This window comes from Parvibaculum sp., from assembly GCF_039973015.1.
Taxonomy (GTDB): Bacteria; Pseudomonadota; Alphaproteobacteria; order Parvibaculales; family Parvibaculaceae; genus Parvibaculum.
The window spans coordinates 111899-131102 of the sequence record NZ_JBDWLT010000008.1; the positions used below are offsets into that span (position 1 = coordinate 111899).

The 19204-nt window shown below is 63.3% G+C and carries 18 protein-coding genes; 12 read left to right on the forward strand and 6 right to left on the reverse strand.

Annotated elements, in window-relative coordinates:
• Positions 1-730 precede the first annotated feature (730 nt).
• Genes ABJO61_RS06645 through ABJO61_RS06665 form a run of 5 tightly spaced genes read left to right on the forward strand, consistent with a single transcriptional unit; the run spans position 731 to position 3777 of the window.
• Positions 731-1405: a TetR/AcrR family transcriptional regulator gene (locus ABJO61_RS06645; RefSeq protein ID WP_348324245.1), complete on the forward strand. Its 675-nt coding sequence runs from the start codon at positions 731-733 to the stop codon at positions 1403-1405.
• A gap of 2 nt (positions 1406-1407) precedes the next feature.
• On the forward strand, positions 1408-1893 hold the full coding sequence (locus ABJO61_RS06650; protein WP_348324243.1) for a VOC family protein: 486 nt from the start codon (positions 1408-1410) through the stop codon (positions 1891-1893).
• A 6-nt stretch (positions 1894-1899) separates the two neighbouring features.
• Positions 1900-2592 (forward strand): glutathione S-transferase family protein, encoded by a 693-nt coding sequence (locus ABJO61_RS06655; RefSeq protein WP_348324241.1) that lies wholly within the window; start codon positions 1900-1902, stop codon positions 2590-2592.
• Between the two features lie 32 nt (positions 2593-2624).
• Positions 2625-3089 carry an Rrf2 family transcriptional regulator gene (locus ABJO61_RS06660; protein ID WP_348324239.1) on the forward strand — a complete coding sequence of 155 codons (465 nt, stop codon included), beginning with the start codon at positions 2625-2627 and terminating at the stop codon, positions 3087-3089.
• Positions 3079-3777 carry a class I SAM-dependent methyltransferase gene (locus ABJO61_RS06665; RefSeq protein WP_348324237.1) on the forward strand — a complete coding sequence of 233 codons (699 nt, stop codon included), beginning with the start codon at positions 3079-3081 and terminating at the stop codon, positions 3775-3777. Before ABJO61_RS06660 ends, ABJO61_RS06665 begins: the two co-directional genes overlap by 11 nt.
• On the opposite strand, the gene ABJO61_RS06670 is transcribed toward ABJO61_RS06665, so the two are convergent.
• Together ABJO61_RS06670 and ABJO61_RS06675 are read right to left on the reverse strand one after the other, a co-directional pair.
• Positions 3768-5120, reverse strand: coding sequence for a class I SAM-dependent methyltransferase (locus ABJO61_RS06670; RefSeq protein WP_348324235.1), 1353 nt, complete (start codon positions 5118-5120; stop codon positions 3768-3770). The genes ABJO61_RS06665 and ABJO61_RS06670 overlap by 10 nt on opposite strands.
• 149 nt (positions 5121-5269) lie before the next feature.
• The gene (locus ABJO61_RS06675; protein WP_348324233.1) at positions 5270-5713 is read right to left on the reverse strand and encodes a MarR family transcriptional regulator; all 444 of its coding nucleotides are present in this window, start codon (positions 5711-5713) and stop codon (positions 5270-5272) included.
• A gap of 135 nt (positions 5714-5848) precedes the next feature.
• Between ABJO61_RS06675 and ABJO61_RS06680 the strand changes: the two genes are divergently transcribed.
• The 4 genes from ABJO61_RS06680 to ABJO61_RS06695 all read left to right on the forward strand — a co-directional run bounded on the left by ABJO61_RS06680 (position 5849) and on the right by ABJO61_RS06695 (position 8043).
• Complete coding sequence (locus tag ABJO61_RS06680) at positions 5849-6043, forward strand: DUF899 family protein (protein WP_348324231.1); 195 nt, start codon at positions 5849-5851, stop codon at positions 6041-6043.
• Positions 6043-6702, forward strand: coding sequence for a glutathione S-transferase family protein (locus ABJO61_RS06685; protein ID WP_348324229.1), 660 nt, complete (start codon positions 6043-6045; stop codon positions 6700-6702). Before ABJO61_RS06680 ends, ABJO61_RS06685 begins: the two co-directional genes overlap by 1 nt.
• A gap of 91 nt (positions 6703-6793) precedes the next feature.
• Complete coding sequence (locus ABJO61_RS06690) at positions 6794-7726, forward strand: J domain-containing protein (RefSeq protein WP_348324227.1); 933 nt, start codon at positions 6794-6796, stop codon at positions 7724-7726.
• Complete coding sequence (locus tag ABJO61_RS06695; RefSeq protein WP_348324225.1) at positions 7723-8043, forward strand: chaperone modulator CbpM; 321 nt, start codon at positions 7723-7725, stop codon at positions 8041-8043. The genes ABJO61_RS06690 and ABJO61_RS06695 overlap by 4 nt, the downstream gene beginning before the upstream one ends.
• Positions 8044-8134: 91 nt before the next feature.
• Here ABJO61_RS06695 and ABJO61_RS06700 read toward each other — a convergent pair whose 3' ends face one another.
• A complete protein-coding gene (locus ABJO61_RS06700) occupies positions 8135-9364 on the reverse strand; it encodes an acyl-CoA dehydrogenase family protein (protein WP_348324223.1) in 1230 nt (409 codons plus the stop codon).
• Positions 9365-9397: 33 nt separating this feature from the next.
• Positions 9398-10525, reverse strand: a complete 1128-nt coding sequence (locus tag ABJO61_RS06705; RefSeq protein WP_348324222.1) for an acyl-CoA dehydrogenase family protein — start codon at positions 10523-10525, stop codon at positions 9398-9400.
• A 352-nt stretch (positions 10526-10877) separates the two neighbouring features.
• Between ABJO61_RS06705 and ABJO61_RS06710 the strand changes: the two genes are divergently transcribed.
• The 3 genes from ABJO61_RS06710 to ABJO61_RS06720 all read left to right on the forward strand — a co-directional run bounded on the left by ABJO61_RS06710 (position 10878) and on the right by ABJO61_RS06720 (position 16392).
• On the forward strand, positions 10878-11417 hold the full coding sequence (locus tag ABJO61_RS06710) for a hypothetical protein (RefSeq protein WP_348324220.1): 540 nt from the start codon (positions 10878-10880) through the stop codon (positions 11415-11417).
• A gap of 154 nt (positions 11418-11571) precedes the next feature.
• Positions 11572-14223, forward strand: a complete 2652-nt coding sequence (gene pepN / locus ABJO61_RS06715; protein ID WP_348324218.1) for an aminopeptidase N — start codon at positions 11572-11574, stop codon at positions 14221-14223.
• Positions 14224-14571: 348 nt separating this feature from the next.
• Complete coding sequence (locus tag ABJO61_RS06720) at positions 14572-16392, forward strand: ATP-binding protein (RefSeq protein WP_348324216.1); 1821 nt, start codon at positions 14572-14574, stop codon at positions 16390-16392.
• 37 nt (positions 16393-16429) lie between these two features.
• On the opposite strand, the gene ABJO61_RS06725 is transcribed toward ABJO61_RS06720, so the two are convergent.
• Together ABJO61_RS06725 and ABJO61_RS06730 are read right to left on the reverse strand one after the other, a co-directional pair.
• Positions 16430-17815 carry a glutamine synthetase family protein gene (locus ABJO61_RS06725; RefSeq protein ID WP_348324214.1) on the reverse strand — a complete coding sequence of 462 codons (1386 nt, stop codon included), beginning with the start codon at positions 17813-17815 and terminating at the stop codon, positions 16430-16432.
• 64 nt (positions 17816-17879) lie between these two features.
• Entirely contained in the window at positions 17880-19199 is a 1320-nt protein-coding gene (locus ABJO61_RS06730; protein ID WP_348324211.1) for an FAD-binding oxidoreductase, read from the reverse strand.
• Positions 19200-19204 lie beyond the last annotated feature (5 nt).

Here is a 19204-nt window from a genome sequence, read left to right on the forward strand (position 1 = left end):
TCTTCCGGCGGTACGCACCAACAATACCTTCAGTTGATTCGGGAGCAGCCTGACTTACGATTGACTATGATCCTAGCAAGTATCCACTCGGGCCGGAAGCGAGCCGTCAGTCTGCCCGCCTTTCCATCACCTAGAAATTCGTCACTGAACGGACGGAAACTCCATCTTCCGTATGTTTCATGCTCTTCTTTTCTCACATTGACGGTGTTGGGGGGCTAGATGGAGGTATTCCCGCGATCTGCCTGCCCTTCGCGTGGCTCAGGGCATTCGAGGCTCGAAAAGGTTCCCGGCTTTCGCCGGAATGACAGCTGAGGGGGTCGCGGGCGCGGAGGATAGACCGTAGGCGGAGGGATTTGCGGTGTGGCTGCTAGCGATAGCGCTGCGTGCGACGCACCGCCCATGGATCCCGGCTTGCGCCGGGATGACAGTTTTTGGTTTGGGAAGCGCCGGGAGCGAGACTTCAGAGGAGGCTCCGCCCTGCCCCAAGCTTACCCCTCCCCAAACGGTCTTCGACCGTTTGACCCTCCCACAGGGGGAGGGTGGGAAGAGGTTCCGGGTCTTTCCCGGCCTCCGCCGGGACAGGCCACCGGACCTTTTCGTTTGCTTCGCAAACCGCCTCTCACCCCTCTCCCCGCTGGGGAGAGGGGAAAAAGCGCCGGAAACCCGCGTGAACCTTTCTCTTTACTAAATACCGACTGGTTGGTATGTAATTGCGCAACAGGAGGACGAGATGGCCGCCAGGACCGGGAAAGCGCCCGCCAAACAGACCGCAAGGCAAACCGCAAAGCCCGCGAAAGTGGATGCCCGCGCGAAGCTGCTCGATGCGGCGCTCAACGTGATCCGCACCAAGGGATATGCGGCGACGAGCGTGGACGAGCTCTGCGCAGCGGCGGGCGTGACCAAGGGCGCATTCTTCCACCACTTCAAGAGCAAGGAGGCGCTGGGCGTGGCCGCCGCCGAGCACTGGTCGGCGACGACGGGCGCGATGTTTGCCGGGGCGCCCTATCACGAGGCGGCCGATCCGCTCGCGCGCGTCCTCGGCTATGTCCGCTTCCGCAAGTCGATGCTGACGGGTGGCGTGCCGGACTTCACCTGTCTTGTCGGCACGATGGTGCAGGAAACGCACGAGACCTCCCCCGCCATTCGCGATGCCTGCGACCGGAGCATCAGCGGGCACGCCGCGACGCTCGAAGCCGATATCGAGGCGGCGATGCACGAACGCGGCATGAGGCCGGACTGGAGCGCGAAGTCGCTGGCGCTGCACACACAGGCCGTGCTGCAGGGCGCCTTCATTCTCGCCAAGGCGAAGGGCAGCGCGGAGGTTGCCGCCGACAGCGCCGACCATCTCATCCGCTATATCGAACTTCTTTTCCGCGCGACGGACGCCCCGACGACAGGAGAATGACCATGACCGATCTCGTGACCTGCATCTGGTTCGACCACGGCGAAGCGGCCAAGGCGGCTGCCTTTTACGCCGCGACCTTTCCCGACAGCCATGTCGACAGCGTGAACGCCGCGCCGGGCGAGTTTCCCGGCGGCACGGAAGGCCAGGAACTCACCGTGGAATTCACGGTGCTGGGGCGGCGCTTCGTCGGCCTCAATGGCGGGCCGGTCTTCACGCCGAATGAGGCGGTGAGCTTCATGGTCGTGACTGAAACCCAGGAAGAGACCGACCGCTACTGGAACGCGATCGTGAACAATGGCGGCGCGGAAAGCGCCTGCGGCTGGTGCAAGGACCGCTGGGGCTTTTCCTGGCAGATCACGCCCGCACGATTGCTCGAACTGAATGCGAGCGACGACAAGGCCAAGGCAAAGCGCGTTTTCAACGCAATGATGACGATGAAGAAGATCGATATCGCCACGCTGGAAGCGGCGGCGTCCGCGAAGGCGTGACGCGGAATGCCGCCCGTCATCACCGGCTTTGCGCATTCTCCCGACCGCGGGCGCGGCCATGCGCGCGACATGCGGCTGCGCTGGGCCTTCGAGGAGGCGGGCGCGGATTACGATGTGCGCCTTCTCTCCTTCGCACAGATGAAGGAGCCCGCGCATCTGGCGCTTCATCCCTTCGGGCAGATCCCGACTTATGAAGAAGACGGTACGGGTGAAGAAGACGGTACGGGCGAGGAAGAAGGGCTCACGCTTTTCGAGTCCGGCGCCATTGTGCTCCATATCGCGGAGCGGCATGGCGGCTTGCTGCCGGAAGAGGCGGGGGCGCGCGCCCGCGCGATCAACTGGGTCTTCGCCGCGCTCAACACGATGGAGCCCCCGATCGTCGAGCGCGAGGCGGCCGGCTATACGGAGCGCGAGAAGAGCTGGTATGGCGAAAGGCTTGCAATGCTCGATGCCCGCGTGGATCAGCGGCTTGGCGAACTGTCGCGGCGGCTCGGCGAGGCTGACTGGCTCGGCGGCGCCTTCAGCGCGGGCGACCTGATGATGGTGAGCGTGCTGCGGCGTATCGAGGGATCGGCGCTTCTCGCGCGCTATCCGAACCTCACCGCTTATATCGCGCGCGGGCAAGCACGGCCTGCCTATCAGCGCGCATTCGATGCGCAGAGAGCGGCGTTCGAGGCCGCGCGGCCGGACGGGGCTTGACTCCCGATCCGACTCGCAACATATAAAGTTACATGAAACGAAACAGCCAGCTTTCGGGCGTGCTTCATGTGCTGCTGCATATGGCGGAGCATGAAGAGCCCGTGACCTCCGAGATGCTCGCCAAGGCGATGCAGACCAATCCTGTGGTGATCCGCCGGATCATGGCGGGGCTTCGCGAGGCGGGCTATGTGCGCTCGGAAAAGGGGCATGGCGGCGGCTGGACCATCGCCTGCGACATGAGCGCGGTGACGCTTGCCGACATTCACGAAGCGCTGGGGAGCCCTTCCCTCCTCGCCATCGGCAACCGCCGCCAAGCGCCCGGCTGCCTTGTCGAGCAGGCGGTGAATGCGCAGCTCGACAAGACATTCGAGGAAGCGGAAGCGCTGCTGCTGAAGCGGCTCGGCGAGGTGACGCTGGCGGCGCTCGCAAAGGATTTCCACAAGCGGTTCGCGAAACGGCGCGGCGCACACGAACTGGAGAAAGCCCATGCAGGCTGATGCGATGAAGGACATGCTCGCGAACTTCAACGATCCGAGCCATGTCGCACAATATACGAAGGGGCCGGCGCGCTTCATGCCGGGATATGCGGATGTGCAGCGCATGGCAGCGGTATTGCTCCGCGAACGCGCGCCCGCCGATGCTCATGTGCTCGTGCTCGGCGCGGGCGGCGGCATGGAGCTGAAGGTCTTCGCGGAAGCGCATCCGGGCTGGACCTTCGAGGGCGTGGACCCGGCAGGCGAGATGCTGAAGCTCGCCGGGCGGACACTGGGAAAGAATGCCTCGCGTGTGGATCTGCGCGAAGGATATATCGAGGATGCGAGCGAAGGCCCATTCGATGCGGCGGCGTGCCTGCTCACGCTGCATTTCCTCGCGCGCGGGGAGCGGGTTCGCACGGCGGCGGAAATCCGGCGGCGGCTGAAATCCGGCGCGCCCTTCGTTGCCGCGCATTCGAGCTTCCCGCAGGACGCCGAAACGCGGCCTCAATGGCTCTCGCGCTACGCCGCCTTTGCCATCGCCTCCGGCGCGGACCCGGAAATGGCCGAAAAGGCGCGCGCGGGCGTCGCGGCGCATCTCGACCTGCTCTCGCCGGAGGAAGACGAGGCGGTGCTGCGCGAGGCAGGCTTTCGCGATGTGACGCCGTTTTATGCGGCGTTTACCTGGCGCGGCTGGGTCGCCTATGCGTGAGCGGCATCGGAGGCAAAGAGCTTCTGGAGCTTCTGGAGCTTCTTCCTGACGCGGAAGACACGCGGCCCCCGCCCGCGCTCCTGCCGCAATGCCTTTCCAAGCGCGGAGAGAAGCGCCGGTTCGGGTGCGAGCGCGGCGGCGCGGGAGAGCACTTCGGGCGGCACGGCGCTGCCGCCGCCATATTCATCTATGACCGCGTTGTAGCCTTTCCAGAGCGAGTCATCGTGCGGGTCGAGCCCGCAGATCAGCAGCAGGCCCGTGGGGTGCGTGTCGAGCAGCGTCAGCACGAGATCCGGCCTTTGCCTGCGCAATGTCTCATAGAGCTTCCAGACATCGCCCGCCCACAGCGCGGTGCGGCGCTCGCGCGCACCCTGCGCGGCATGAGCGGGCAGCACATTGTTCACGACGACAAGCGTCGAGGGGCGGGACAGGCGCTCCACCTGCATGAAATCGAGCAGCATGGTCTCGAAAAAGCGCGCGCCATCGAGAAAGACGAGATCGGGCGGCGTATCGAGGGCGGGCTTGCCGCGATGCTCGAAGAAGTAATCACCGCTGGCGGCCGCGACGGTGCGGATATTTTCCCGCAATGCGCCAAGCGCGCCGGCATGAGGGCCGATGCCGAGCGCAGGGCAATGCGCAAGGGAGAGGCCGCGGGCATCGCGCGCGCCGATCTCGAAATAGCTTTCGGGCTTCAGGGCAGTATGCAGCTTTTCCAGCACCTCGAAGGTGGAGACACTTCCCTTCGCGGCTTCCTCTTCATCCGATCCGCGACCGGCGAAGGGCGGCTCCGCGTCGTGCGCGGGCTGCGCGGCGGCGGGCAAGGCCGGTGCGCCCTTCTTGCGGAAAATACCCGTGAGGTCATTCCACGGACCGCGCTCGTCCATCCAGACATCCACCATCTCGCAATCCGTGTAGCGCGCGAGCGCGGCATAGGCATCGGGGTAGAAGCGGTAGCAATCGACGGGATAGCGATGGATCGGGCCCGCAGAGGGCGCAATGAGGAAGATAAAACCCGATGGCTTCAGTACACGGACCATTTCCTCGAAGCTCTTCCAGAAGAACTCGCAATGCTCCAGCATCTGGCCGCTAAGCACGATATCGACCGAGGCATCCTCCAGCGGAATTTCGTAGGCGCTTTCGAGGACGATGGCGACGCCCTCGCCCGCCACGAGATCGGCGCCGCGATAGTCATATTGCGGGCCGCGGAAAACATCGCGGTAGCTGCCATTTACATCGGCGCCACCCAGATCGAGGACGATGAGGCGCTCACGCGACTCCAGCTCCGTTCCCGCCACAAAGCGGCGGTAACAGCGGTCCATGTTTTCCATGGAACTGATATGCATTCCGTGCAACTCCCCCAAAGCAGCCCGAATGAACGATTTTCCGCCAGCCGGGAAATATCCGGGCGGTGCGGAGTTTGAACGTCTTTGCGAAGAGCGGCAAGTTCGGGAACAAGGCATCCGCGCGGCGGGACGCGGCGTTCAGGCGCTTTCTAGGCGATGGCGCGCAGGCCCGTGCGCAACAGATCGGCGTCGACGCCGATCTCCTTTTCCAGCGCTTCATGTTCGCTCTTCCAAACGGTCATGGCCGCGCGCAGCACCTTGCGCCCCTCGGGCGTGAGCGAGAGCTTGCGGCCGCGACGGTCTTCCGGGTCGACCTCAACCGCAATGAGGCCATTGCGCTCCAGCGGCTTCAGGTTTGCGGTGAGCGTGGAGCGATCCATAGCGAGGAACTTCGCGACAGGCCCCATCGAGACCGGGTCCGGCCTGTTCAGCACGTTCAGAAGCGAGAACTGACCGCTGGTGATGCCATGCGGGCGGAGCGCATCGTCAAAGCGGCGGGCGAGCGCGCGGGCGGCGCGCTGCGCATGCAGGCAGAGGCAATGGTCGCGGATATGGGCCGTCGCCTCCTGAAGAGCGGTCTGCTTTTTCGTCATGGCTTCTTGCTACATGGATTTTTTGTTGATATCAAATCGCCCTTATTGTATTGATATCAAACTATTTAGCAATGCGGAAACCGGCCCTGCCCGGCTTCCGCAACCGGACTGCCCCAGCCCCCGAAAGGAGCCGTCATGAGGACCGCCGTACACAGCGACGCGCCGAGGACAGAACGCACCGTTTCCCGCGCCGAATGGGAGGAAACCGTGAAGGCGCATCTCGCCAAGGAGAAGAAGCTGATGCGGCTGCAGGACGAGCTCTCCGCAGAGCGGCGGCGGCTGCGCCGTGCACAATTGATTTCGACAGAGACGAGCGTAAGGAGAGAGTAATGAGGACATTGAGCGTGTTGAAATGGGTGCCGCCTTTCGCGCGGGGCTCGGTGAAGGAATTCCGGGTGCGCTGGGCGCTGGAAGAAGCGGGGCTGCCCTACGAGGAACGGGTACTCACGCCGGAAGACCAGGACGCGGCGAGCTATCGCGCGGTTCAGCCTTTCGGGCAGGTGCCTGTACTGGAGGAAGAGGGGTTCGCGATGTTCGAGAGCGGCGCGATCGTGCTCGCCATCGCGGAGAAAAGCGAGGCGCTGATGCCGCGCGACGAGGAAGGCCGCGCGCGGACGATGCAATGGATGTTTGCGGCACTGACATCGGTTCAGCCCGCGGTCGCCGAAGTGGCGGCGCTGGATTTCTTTTATCCCGAGGAAGAGTGGGCGAAGCTGCGGCGGCCGGGCGCGGAAGAGTTCCTGATGCGCAGGCTCGGGCAGGTCTCTGGCCGGCTTGAGGGACGCGAATGGCTGGAAGACCGCTTCACGGCGGGCGACCTGATGATGGTGACGGTGCTGCGCGACCTGCGGCACAGGGATTTCATCGCGAAGATGCCGGTGCTCGATCAATACGTGAAGCGCGCCGAAGCGCGGCCCGCCTTCAAGAAGGCGCTGGCCGGCCACATGGCGCTTTATGCGGAAGCCGCGAAGGCCGAAGCGGCGGAGTGAGGGGCGAAAAGATTGGCGATCGGGGGTATACTGGTGATGCTCCCGTCGCGACCAGACCCAACAGAAGCGGGGAGATGACAGGACCGGCTTCATGAAAGACCCCTACGAAACATTGGGTGTGACGCGCACCGCCAGCGACGCCGAAATCAAATCCGCCTTCAAGAAACTCGCGCGCAAGTTCCACCCGGACCTGCATCCAGACGACAAAGAGGCCGAAGCCAAGTTCAAGAACATATCGGCGGCGCATGACCTCTTGAAAGACCCGGAGAAGCGACGGCGCTTCGACGCGGGCGAGATCGATGCAAGCGGCGCAGAACGGCCGCAGGAGCGCTATTACCGCGAATATGCGGACGGTCCCGGCTATGCGTCGCACGCCGCGCAGGACGGCTTTGCCAGCAATGAAGATCTTGAGGCATTTCTGTCGCGCGCTTTTGGCGGCGGCGGTATGGGCGGGACGCGGCGGCAGTCGGGCGCGGCGTTCAAGGCGCGCGGTCAGGATGTGAGCTACACGCTGCCGGTGACGTTTCTCGAAGCCGCGACCGGCGCCAGGCGCACCATCACGCTGCCGGAGGGCAAGACGCTGCAGGTGACCATTCCCGAAGGCGCGGAAGACCGGCAAATGCTGCGGCTGAAGGGCCAGGGCATACCGGGTTTCGGCGGCGGACCGGCGGGCGACGCCTATGTCGAACTTCACGTAGCGCCCCATGCCTTCTTTCAGCGCAAGGACGACAATATCCATGTCGAGGTGCCGATCACGCTGAAGGAAGCCGTGCTGGGCGGGCGGATCGAGGTGCCGACCATCGGGGGCACGGTGTCGATGACGGTGCCGAAGGGATCGAACACCGGCAAGACGCTCCGGCTGCGCGACAAGGGCGTACGAAACCGGAAGACGGGCGCCGCCGGACACCAGATCGTGACGCTGAAAGTGGTGCTGCCGGAGGGCGAGGAGCCGGAGCTCGCGGCGTTCCTCGAAAGCTGGCAACCGGCAAGCCCGGACGAGCCGCGCAAGGAGATGTTGTCATGATGGGGATCGAGGAGCTTGTGAACGAGATCGCGGCGCTGCAACGCGCGGACCTCGAAGCATGGATCGGCGAGGCGCTCGTCTCGCCGCAGGAGGAAGCAGGCGCGCCGGTTTTCCCGGAGATGGAATGCGCGCGGGTCCGTCTCATCTGCACGCTGCATTACGATCTGGAGATCGAGGCGGAGACGCTTCCCGTTGTGCTGTCGCTGATGGACCAGCTGTACGACACGCGGGCAAGGCTCAACTCGCTGACGGCGGCCGTCGCGGCGCAGGACGAGAGTGTGCGCGAAGCGGTGCTGAAGGCGATGGGACGGGAGTAAGCGCGGCGGCGGCACTTCCGTTCTCGCAACGCAGAAATAAAAAGCCCGGATCAAGCGATCCGGGCTTTTGCGTTTCAGATTTGTGCCTTCGTCACTTCCCCTTGGGGGCCTGATTGAAGGGCAGATCCTTGTCGACACGGATTTCGCCCGGCAGGCCGAGCACACGCTCGGACACGATGTTGCGCAGGATTTCATCCGTGCCGCCCGCGATGCGGTAACCCGCCGCGCCGATCCACTGCTCGGTATAGGCACCATCGGCAGGCGAGAGCTTGCGGTCGCGAATGACGCCGCCCATGTCCTGCAGGTCCATGCCGAAGGAGCCGAGATCCTGCATCTTCTTGGCGGCCACGATCTTGGAAATCGAGGATTCCGGTCCGGGCGTCTCGCCCTTGGAGAGCGCGGTCAATGTGCGGAAGCGCGTGAACTTCAGCCCCTGCGCCTGCACATACCAGTCGGCAATGCGCTCGCGCACGCCGCCATGACGGATGGCGGGCTCACCGGCGATGGTGACATCGCGCGCCAGCTCGATGAGGTCGTCCGTATCGGCGTTACCCTGCGAGCCGCCGACGGCGAGACGCTCGTTCATGAGCGTGGTCAGCGCGACCTTCCAGCCGTCGCCCGGATTACCGAGACGCTGGCTGTCCTTCACGCGGAGATTGGTGAAGAAGACCTCGTTGAATTCCGAGCCGCCCGACATCTGCTTGATCGGACGCACTTCCACGGCCGGATCCTTCATGTCGATCCAGAACATGGTGAGGCCCTTGTGCTTGGGCACGTTGGGATCGGTACGGGTGAGGAGGATGCCGTAGTCGCAGAAATGAGCGCCGGACGTCCAGACTTTCTGGCCGTTGATGACCCACTCGTCGCCATCCTTTTCGGCCTTGGTGCGCAGACCCGCCACATCCGAACCGCCTGCAGGCTCGGAGAAGAGCTGGCACCAGATCTCGTCGCCGCGCACGGCCGGACCGACGAAACGCTGCTTCGCCTCGTCCGAGCCCCAGCTCATGACGGTGGGGATGCACATGCCGAGGCCGATGGCGAAGATGCCGCCGGGGACGAGATATTTCGCTTCTTCCTGGCTGTAGATCACGTTGTCGATGGTGGTGCCGCCACCGCCGCCCCACTCTTTCGGCCAGGTGATGCAGGCATAGCCGGCATCGGCCTTCTTGGCCTGCCAGGCTTTCGACTGGGCGATCAGCTCATCGAGGTCGCGCGGCAGTTCCATGCCTTTCGCGTCCGCCTTCTTCGTGGCGTTCTTGTCGAGCCACTCGCTCACCTTCTTGCGGTAGGCGGCTTCTTCCGGTGTGTCGTTGAAATCCATTTTGGTTCTCCCGAATATCTTTATTTGAGCCGCTTATGCTGCGTTCTTCGCTTCAAGGCGCGAGACGAGTTTTTCCTTCCACTGGATCGGCGCACCGATCGTCAGGGCAAGGAACTTCGCGCGGCGATAATGGAACTGGCAGTCGGACTCCCATGTGTAGCCGATGCCGCCATGCGTCTGGACGTTTTCCTGAGCGGCGAAGACATAGGCGTCCGAACCCGCGATGCGCGAGGCGGCGGCGGCTTCGGTGAGTTCCGAGCCCTCGTCATTCAGCATCATGGCGCCGTAATAGGAATTCGACTTGGCGAGTTCCTTCTTCACATACATGTCGGCGAGCTTGTGCTTGATCGCCTGATAGGAGCCGATCTGACGGCCAAAGGCATAACGCTCAAGCGCATATTCGCGCGCCATTTCGAGGGCCGCCTCGGTACCGCCGACCTGCTCGAAGGCGAAGAGGACGGCCGCGCCATCGAGGATGCGGGAAAGCTGCGACCAGCCTTCGCCCTGCTTGTCGCCGAGGACTTCGGCGGGCGCATCCTTGAAGGTCATGGTGACGTTATCGCGCGAGGGGTCGATGGTGCGGACTTCCTCGGTGGAGACGCCGCCCGCCTTCGCATCGACGATGGCAAGCGAGATGGCCTGCTCACCGGCGCCGCCCGTGTTGACCGCGACGATGACGACATCGGCGATGCTGCCATCGGTGACGGGCTGCTTCACGCCGGAGACCTTGCCGCCGGCAAAGGACGTCTCGATGTTGCGCGGATGGGCGGCGTGTACGCCTTCGGAGATGGCGACGGTGCCGATGATCTCGCCGCTCGCGAGCTTCGGCAGCCAGGCTTCCTTCTGCTTCTGCGTGCCGAAAAGCCTGATCGCTTCGGCGGCGAGATAGATCGAGGAGGAGAAGGGAACGGGCGCGGCAACGCGGCCAAGCTCTTCGGCCACCACGCAAAGTTCAAGAGGCCCAAGACCGAGGCCGCCGAACTCTTCGGGGATCGCCGTGCCGGTGAGGCCCATCTCGACGAGGCCCTTCCAGACGTCCTTCGCATAAGGCTCGTCGCTTTCCAGGACGCGGCGCGTCACGCTCATGGGGCACTTGTCGGCAAGAAACTTGCGGACCTGCTCCTTCAGCATTTTCTGGTCGTCGGAAAAATCGAAATTCATGATGTCTCCCTTGTCGCGCCGCTGGCGCATTCTTTTGAGGATTTCCGCGCGAGCGCAGGTCTCCGTATCGTTGTTTGGCGCGCATTCTCACTGCAATTTGGCGATGTGAAAAGGGTTTCGATTTGACGCCGCGTCCGCTTGGGATGCGAGACGCGCGGGAGGCCGAATCCCGGCTGAAGTCCGGGGATGGCAGCCGTTTTCCCTTTTTCACTCCCCCGGCACCGGCTTGCAGAAGCCGGGGTAAAATCCTGCATTGGGAACAAACCAGATCATTTCCTTAAGCGGGCGCTAACCGCTCGGCGGCCATACTGAAGCCCGGATTTCAGACGTTCGGGCGGAGGCTCCCCCTCAGATGGCGAAAGCGCAGTTCCATAAAAACCAGCGGGTCTATGTGCGGCCCGTGGGCACCTGGGCGACAATCGAGCGTGTCGTGCCGCAATGGGTCAAGGACATGGATGAGCCGTTGCGCATCCATTACGACGTGGGGCTTGGCCGCGACTTCGCGGCGAGGGAACTCGAAACGGAAGAAGTGGCGGCGCTCTCCCATCTCGATCCGCAGATGGAGGAATGGCATGTGGTGCGCGTGCCGAACAAATGGCGCTCGGCGGAAGAATGCGCGGGCCACCCCGTACCGGGGACACATCCGGTCGTCGTGACGGGCTCTCACGAAGGCGGGGGCTGGCGCGTGCCGGGCGTGGAATACGACATGACGCCCGACCGCGTGGAGCTTCAGGCGAAGGTGATCGCGGCGGCGCCGAAAATGATGGTGCTGCTGAGCCGCCTCGCCGATACGGCGCGGCACAACCCCGAGAACCTGCCGGAAGACGTGATGGTGCTGGCGGGCGATGCCGACGCGATCGTGAGCAGCATCATGGGGGCTGCCGAGGAGTGATCGCGCGGACATGCCGGGACCATGACGGTCTGGCGGGCGGCGGTTTTGCCTCCATGCCGCAATTCCGCCATGCCGGGAGCGGAATCTGCCCCTCGCAGTCTCCGCCGATTCACCTATATAGAGGGTGTGACCCCCTCCGACGCCGAGCACCCCCATGCGCAACGAAGACCCCCGCCCCATCCGCCTGAAGGATTATCAGGTTCCCGCCTTCGCCACGCATGAGGTCATGCTCGATATCGAGCTCGATCCGAAGGCTACAAGGGTCCATGCCACGCTGAAGATGGAGCGCAATCCGGCCAGCACGGACAGGCAGGCGCCGCTGAAGCTCGACGGTGAGAAGCTGAAACTTCTCGAAGTGAAGATCGATGGCGAAGTGCTGGGCGCGAACCGCTACAGCGTGGACGCGGAGAGCCTGACCATTCACGACGCGCCGGAGGGCAAGTTCACGCTCGAAACGGTGACGAATTGCGCGCCTGAAGAAAACACGGCGCTGGAGGGGCTCTACCTCACTGACGGCATCTATTGCACGCAATGCGAGGCGGAGGGCTTCCGCCGCATCACCTATTATCTCGACCGGCCGGACAACATGGCCGTGTTCCGCACCCGCATCACGGGAGACCGGAAGAGCGAGCCGGTGCTGCTTTCCAATGGCAATCCGGTGAAGAAGGGCAAGACGAAGGACGGGCGGCATTTCGTCGAATGGCACGACCCCTTCCCGAAGCCTTCCTATCTCTTTGCGCTGGTGGCGGGCGACCTTGCCCATGTGGAAGACAAGTTCATCACCATGTCCGGCCGCGAGGTGACGCTGCGCATCTTCGTCGAAAAAGGCAATGAAGACCGCTGCGCCTATGCGATGGAGGCGCTGAAGCGCTCCATGAAATGGGACGAGGAACGCTTCGGCCGCGAATACGATCTCGACATCTTCATGATCGTCGCGGTGAGCGCCTTCAACATGGGGGCGATGGAGAACAAGGGCCTCAACGTCTTCAACGACAAATATATTCTGGCGCGGCCCGACACGGCGACGGACGCCGACTATGCGGCGATCGAGGCGATCATCGCGCATGAATATTTCCACAACTGGACCGGCAACCGGATTACCTGCCGGGACTGGTTTCAGCTTTGCCTGAAGGAAGGACTGACCGTTTTCCGCGATCAGGAATTCACGAGCGACATGCGCTCGCGCCCGGTAAAGCGGATCTCGGATGTGCGGCTGCTGCGCGCGCATCAGTTTCCCGAAGACGGCGGACCGCTGGCGCATCCCGTGCGGCCGGACAGCTATATCGAGATCAACAATTTCTATACGGCGACCGTTTACGAGAAGGGCGCCGAGCTCTGCCGCATGATCCATACGATGGCGGGACCGAAGCGTTTCCGCAAAGGCATGGATCTCTATTTCGAGCGCCATGACGGTGAAGCGGCGACAGTGGAAGATTTCCTCGATGCGCTGGCGGACGGGGCGAAGCTCGACCTCACGCAGTTCAAGCGCTGGTACTGGCAGTCCGGCACGCCGGAAGTGCTGGCCTCCGGGCGCTACGACGCGGCGCGCAAGACCTATACGCTGAAGATGAGCCAGGTGTGCCAGCCGACACCGGGACAGCGCGTGAAAGAGCCGTTCCACATTCCCGTTGCGGTCGGCCTTGCCGGCCCGGACGGCAAGGACATTCCCCTGACGCTGGACGGCGAGGAGAAGCCGGGCGCGAAAACGCGCGTGCTGCACCTCACCGAACGCGAAGGCACATGGCGTTTCAAGAATGTACCCGAAAAGCCGGTGCCCTCGATCCTGCGCGGGTTCACCGCGCCGGTGAAGCTCGACGCGAACCTCAAGGAACGCGACCTCGTGTTCCTGATGAAGCATGACAGTGACAGCTTCAACCGCTGGGAAGCGGCGCAACGCTATGCGACGAACCTGCTCACGCGCATGGTTGAAGCGGCGAAGGACGGCAGCACGCCGCGCAAGGGAACGGCATTTGCCGAGATGGTGCATGACCTTCTCAGCGCGAAGAAGATCGACCCCGATTTCGTGGCGCAGATCATCCTGCTGCCGAGCGAACAGACGCTGGCACAGATCATCGGGCAGGATGTGGATGTCGATGCGATCCACGCCGCGCGCGAGGCGCTGCGCCTTGCCATCGCGGCACATGCGAAGGATGCGCTCCTCTCCGCCTATACGCGCATGGAAGTGACGGGAGCGTACAATCCCGACGCGGCAGATGCCGGCAAGCGCGCACTCAGGAATGCCTGCCTCGGCTATCTTGCCGCCGCGCCGGGCGATGAGGGCGTGACGCTCGCGGCCGAACAGTTCCGCCATGCGACGAACATGACGGATTCCATCGCCGCGCTTTCCGTGCTCTCGCATATCGATTGCCCGGAACGCGAAGAGGCGCTTTCCACCTTCTACGAACGCTGGAAGGACAACCACCTCGTCATGGACAAGTGGCTCGCGATCCAGGCGATGTCGTCGCTGCCGGGAACGCTGGACGAGGTGAAGCGCCTCACGCAGCACCCCGCCTTCACGATGAAGAACCCGAACAAGGTGCGCTCGCTCATCACGAGCTTCGCCAGCGCCAACCAGCTGCACTTCCACGATGCGAAAGGCGCGGGCTACCGCTTTGTGGCCGACAAGGTGCTGGAACTCGACAAGCTGAACCCGCAGGTGGCGGCCCGGCTTCTGGGCGCCTTCAAGAGCTGGCGGCAATTCGAGCCGAAGCGCCGCAAGCTGATGCAGAAGGAGCTGAAGCGGATCGCGGGCACGGATGGCCTCTCGCGCGACGTTTACGAGATCGCGAGCAAGACGCTCGCCTGACACCTACCCGGCAGCCCCCGAAACAGCTCCCAAAACAGCCGGATGAACGCCGGTTTGTGCCGCGGCGACGCGATTCGTATCGCCACGGCACACGTTAACCATTCTGCTTAACGCAGAATTAAGGACGGTGGCTCAGGAGTCATTAAATCGGCGTTTTCTCCAGATCACATGCTGGATCAGGTGGTTTGTGAGGGACATTGAGTGAGTCCCGCTTGCATCTATTAACAAAAAGTTAACGCCAGCTATGGACAGGCGGACTCTCAGGCCGAATCATCGCTTCAAGGGCAGTGATTCGGGTAATGGCGGGCACCGGCAATGCTGACGGAACCCGAGCGGACGGAAGAGCGCATGAGCGACGCTACGACAACAAGACAGGACGCTATGAAGTGGCGCGAGGCCGCGGGCCGCCGCCGCCGCACCCTGCCCGCCGGATTGCTGCCGCGCCTTGCCCTCGGCGTTTCCGGGCTTGCGCTCGCTGCACTCAATGTCACCCTCTACGCGCAGGAAGGCATGTCCCGCGCGCTTCTCTTTTCCTCGTTCCTTTCAGCCGGCTATCTCGGCCTTGCCTATATGCTGGTGCGGCTTCGCGAGTCGAAGCTCGAAGCGGAAGATGCGCTTGTCGAGAACCAGCAGCGCTTCGACATGGCCTTTGCGGGCGCGCGCTGCGGCATCTGGGACTGGGATCTTTCGGAAAACCGCGTTTACTGGTCGTCCGCCATGTTCGACATGGTGGGGCTGAAGCAGCCCTCGAAGCGGCTTTCGCCGAACGAGATCAAGGCCTTCGCCCATCCCGACGACATCAACGCCATCGACGATATTTCCCGCGCCGTGACGCGACCCTCGCGCTCCTACGACACGACGTTCCGCCTGCGCCATGCGGATGGCAGCTGGGTGTGGATGCATGCGAAGGGCCAGGTCTGGAGCGGCAATCGCGCGTCGGGCGACCGGCTCGTCGGCATCACCATCGATATTACAGAGCAGAAGCTCGCGGAAGAGCGCGTGTCGGAAGCGAATGAGCGCCTTCGCGACGCGATCGAAAGCGTAGGCGAAGCCTTCGTACTGTGGGACGCAGAGGGAAAGCTCATCACTGCGAACAGCAAGTTCGGGGAATTCCTCAACCTTGCAGACGAGGCGACGGCGCCGGGCATGACACGTGCGGACGTGATGGCGCGCGCGGGCGTGGGCAGCGGATGGCCGGTGGCGGAAGGTGCGGAAACGGAAGCGGCTTTCAGCGAAATCCGCCTGCCGACGGGGCGCTGGCTTCAGATCAGCGAGCGGCGCACCAAGACCGGCGGGCATGTGAATGTCGGTACCGACATTACCGCGATCAAGGAACAGGAAGCGGCGCTGACGGACAACAAGTCGGCGCTGGAAAAGACCGTGCGCGACCTCGAAAGCTCACGCCGCAAGCTTCAGGAGCAGGCGCGCCAGCTTGTCGACCTGGCCGAGAAATATGCTTCGGAAAAAACGCGCGCGGAAGCCGCGAACCGCTCGAAGTCAGAATTCCTCGCCAATATGAGCCATGAGCTCCGCACACCGCTCAACGCGATCATCGGCTTTTCGGAAATCATGGGGTCGGGCCTTTTCGGCGAACTGGGCTCGCCGAAATACAAGGAATATGCGACCGACATTCATGCGAGCGGTACGCATCTCCTCGAACTCATCAACGACATTCTGGATATGTCGAAGATCGAGGCGGGGCGCATGACGCTGGAAGCGCAGCCGCTTGAGGTTTCCGAAGTGGTGGAGGAATCGCTGCGGCTTGTCTCCGGCCGGGCGGATGTTGCGAAGGTGACGATCGAAAACGAATTGCCGAACCTTCCCGCCGTTCATGCAGACAAGCGCGCGGTGAAGCAGGTGCTGCTGAACCTGCTCTCGAACGCGGTGAAATTCACGCCTGCGGGCGGTTCGATCCACCTCAAGGGAAGCAGCGCCGACGGCCTCGTCACCATTTCGGTGGAAGATACGGGCATCGGCATTCCGGCAAATGCGCTGCCGAAGATCGGGCGACCCTTCGAGCAGGTGGAAAGCCAGCATTCGAAGAAGCACAAGGGCACCGGGCTCGGCCTCGCGCTGTCGCGCTCGCTGGTGGAGCTTCACGGCGGTACGCTCACCATCGAGAGCACCGAAGGCGTCGGCACGACGGTGAGCTTCACACTGCCGGCCTGAGCCCCCGCCCTTTCAGCGTGGCGCAGGGCCGCCGCTTTCAGAGATACCAGTCATATTCGAGAGGCGAGATGGCTTCCTGGAATTTCTCGAATTCGAGGATCTTCGTCTCCGCATAGACATCGACATAGCGGTCGGTGAGGTATTGCCGCATGACCTGCGAGTTGCGGAAACGCTTGAGCGCGCTCGGCAGATAAAGCGGGAGCCCCTCGTCTACCGTTTCGCAAGCATTGCCTTCCGCCGGGTCGCCGGGATCGATCTCGTTGACGATGCCGTAATGGATGCCGGCAAGGATCGCCGCGAGGACGAGATAGGGATTGGCGTCCGCGCCGGTGACGCGATGTTCGATGCGGCGCGAGTCCGGCGAACCGTTCGGTACACGGAAGGCGACAGAGCGGTTATTGTATCCCCAGCTGCCATTGACCGGGACGAAAAGATTGGGCCCGAAGCGGCGATAGGAATTGAGGTTCGGCGCGAAGATCGCCATGGCATCCGGCAGTGTCGCCTGCAAGCCGCCAATGGCGTGGCGGAGCTTCACGGAGCCTTCGTCCGTGCCGTCATTGAAGATGTTGTTGCCCTTCTCGTCCAGCACCGAGCAATGGACATGCATGCCATTGCCCGTCTGTTCCACGAATGGCTTTGCCATGAAGCTCGCGAGGAAGTTGTGCTTACGCGCGATCGTCCCGATGATATGACGCAGCATGACGGCATGATCGCCCGCGCGAATGACATCATTCTCATGCTTGAGATTGATCTCATACTGGCCGGGCGCGAACTCCGCCGTTGCGCCGGAAGCGGGCACGCCCTGGGCTGCGGCGGCTTCGTCGATCTCCTTCAGGAGACCCATGAAGCCGTCGAGCTCGGTGATGCCGTAAACTTCGTGTGCGGTTTCGCGCGCGCCGGTCGCGGGATTGATCGGCGATTGCGGGCGGCCCTTGCGGTCCATCTCCTTGTCGAGCAGGTAGAATTCGAATTCGCAGGCGACTGTCGCCTTGAGGCCGATGTCGTCGAGCTGCTTCACGACATGGGCGAGCACATTGCGCGGCTCAAGCATGAGGGGCGTGCCTTCATGATCGACCATCGTCATCAGAACCTGGGCCTGCTTCATCGAGGCCCAGGGAACGGGCACGATGGAGCCGGAGACGGGATGGGCCTGCGCATCCGGGTCGCCATCCGAAAAGCCCATGCCGAGGATGTCCTCGTTGACGCCCGTCACGTCGAAGAAATAAATCGACTGCGGCATCTGTACGCCGGAGGTGAAAACCTTGTCGGCTTCTTCGGACGGGAACCGCTTTCCGCGCACCGTGCCGCACATGTCGCAGAAGATAGCGTCCAGATAGTCGATTTCGCCGTGCTCGGCGAGGAAGGCATTGAATTCACCGAGAGTAGCCCAGGCCGCAGGGCCGGGTCTTTCGCGATCGCTCATGATGTCCTGCATTTCAACTGTTATTCCCCGCCGCGAAGCCCCTCCGCAGCGTCTGGAATTCGTCCTATAGGTCCATGACGCGATAGTAGCCGAGAGCCCCCTTCAGATACCAGCGCCGCAACGCGGGAAAGGGAATAGACCGGGGCGGCCCGCGCAAAGGCGCGGGAATATCCGCAGAATCGGCTTTTCCGCCAATGAGTTGGGCAAGAAGACGACCGGCCCAGGGCGCGGCGGCAACGCCATTTCCATGATAGCCGAGGGCGAAAAAGACGCTTTCATCATCCGGCAGGGCGCCAAGCGAGGGGGTAAGGCGGGCGGCCATGCAGACGAAGCCGCGCCATGAATGCGTGGTTTCGACATGGGCCCAGCCGGGGAAAACCTCTCCCAGACGCCGCTCCATGAAGCGGCGCATGCGAAATCCGTCTTCCGGCTTGCCGGTGAGATCGCCACGCGCACCGAAGAGGAAGCGGCGGTCCGGCAGGAGGCGGTAATAGAAGAGGAGATTGCGCGTATTGGCGCAGGGCGTTTCGGTCCGCCAGTTCTGCGTGTCGAGTTCTGCCTCCGAGAGCGGTCGCGTCACCACGATATTCGACATGACGGGGAGGACATTGTGCGCCAGCGTGACGGGCATGGGTGCGCGCGTGAAGCCATTGGTCGCGACGACGACACGTGACGCACGGATGGTGCCAGACGGCGTGACAAGACGATGCGCCGCCCCTTCCCTCTCCCACTGCGTGACGGGCGAATGGCCGTGAAGTTTTGCGCCCGCGCGTGCCGCAACTTCGGCAAGGCCGCGGACGAAGCGAAGGGGATGAAGACCGAAGCCCGCGCCGACATGGAGCGCGCCGAACTGCTCCTGCGAGTCGTACCACTCCCGCGCGACCTCCTCGCGCGGGATCAGACGGGCGGGAATGCCGAATGTGCCGGTGAGAAGATCGCGCTCATGTTCCAGTTCGGCGTAGCGCGAGGGCGCATGAGCGACGTGGAGTTCGCCCTCGCCCTGCGGTTCGATATCGATCCCCTCGTCTTCCGCAAAAGAGCGCACGAAACGCGTCGCCTCCACTTGCGAGGCGATGAAGTGTTTTGCTTCCGCTTCACCGTAGCGGGAGATGAGCCCGTCCAGGGAAAGGCCCATTGGCGGAAGCGTGCAGAAGCCGCCATTGCGGCCGGAGGCGCCCCAGCCGAGCGGCCCCGCTTCGAGAAGGCGCACATCGAGAGAGAAATCCCGCGCGAGGTGCAGCGCACAGGACAGGCCCGTGAAGCCGCCGCCGATGATGGCGACATCGCAGGTTTCATCGCCATTGGGGCCGGTATCCGCGCCATCGGCGAGGGGCGGCGCCGTTTCTTCCCAGAGGCTGCGGACGGGCGCCCCTGCATCGTACATGCTTG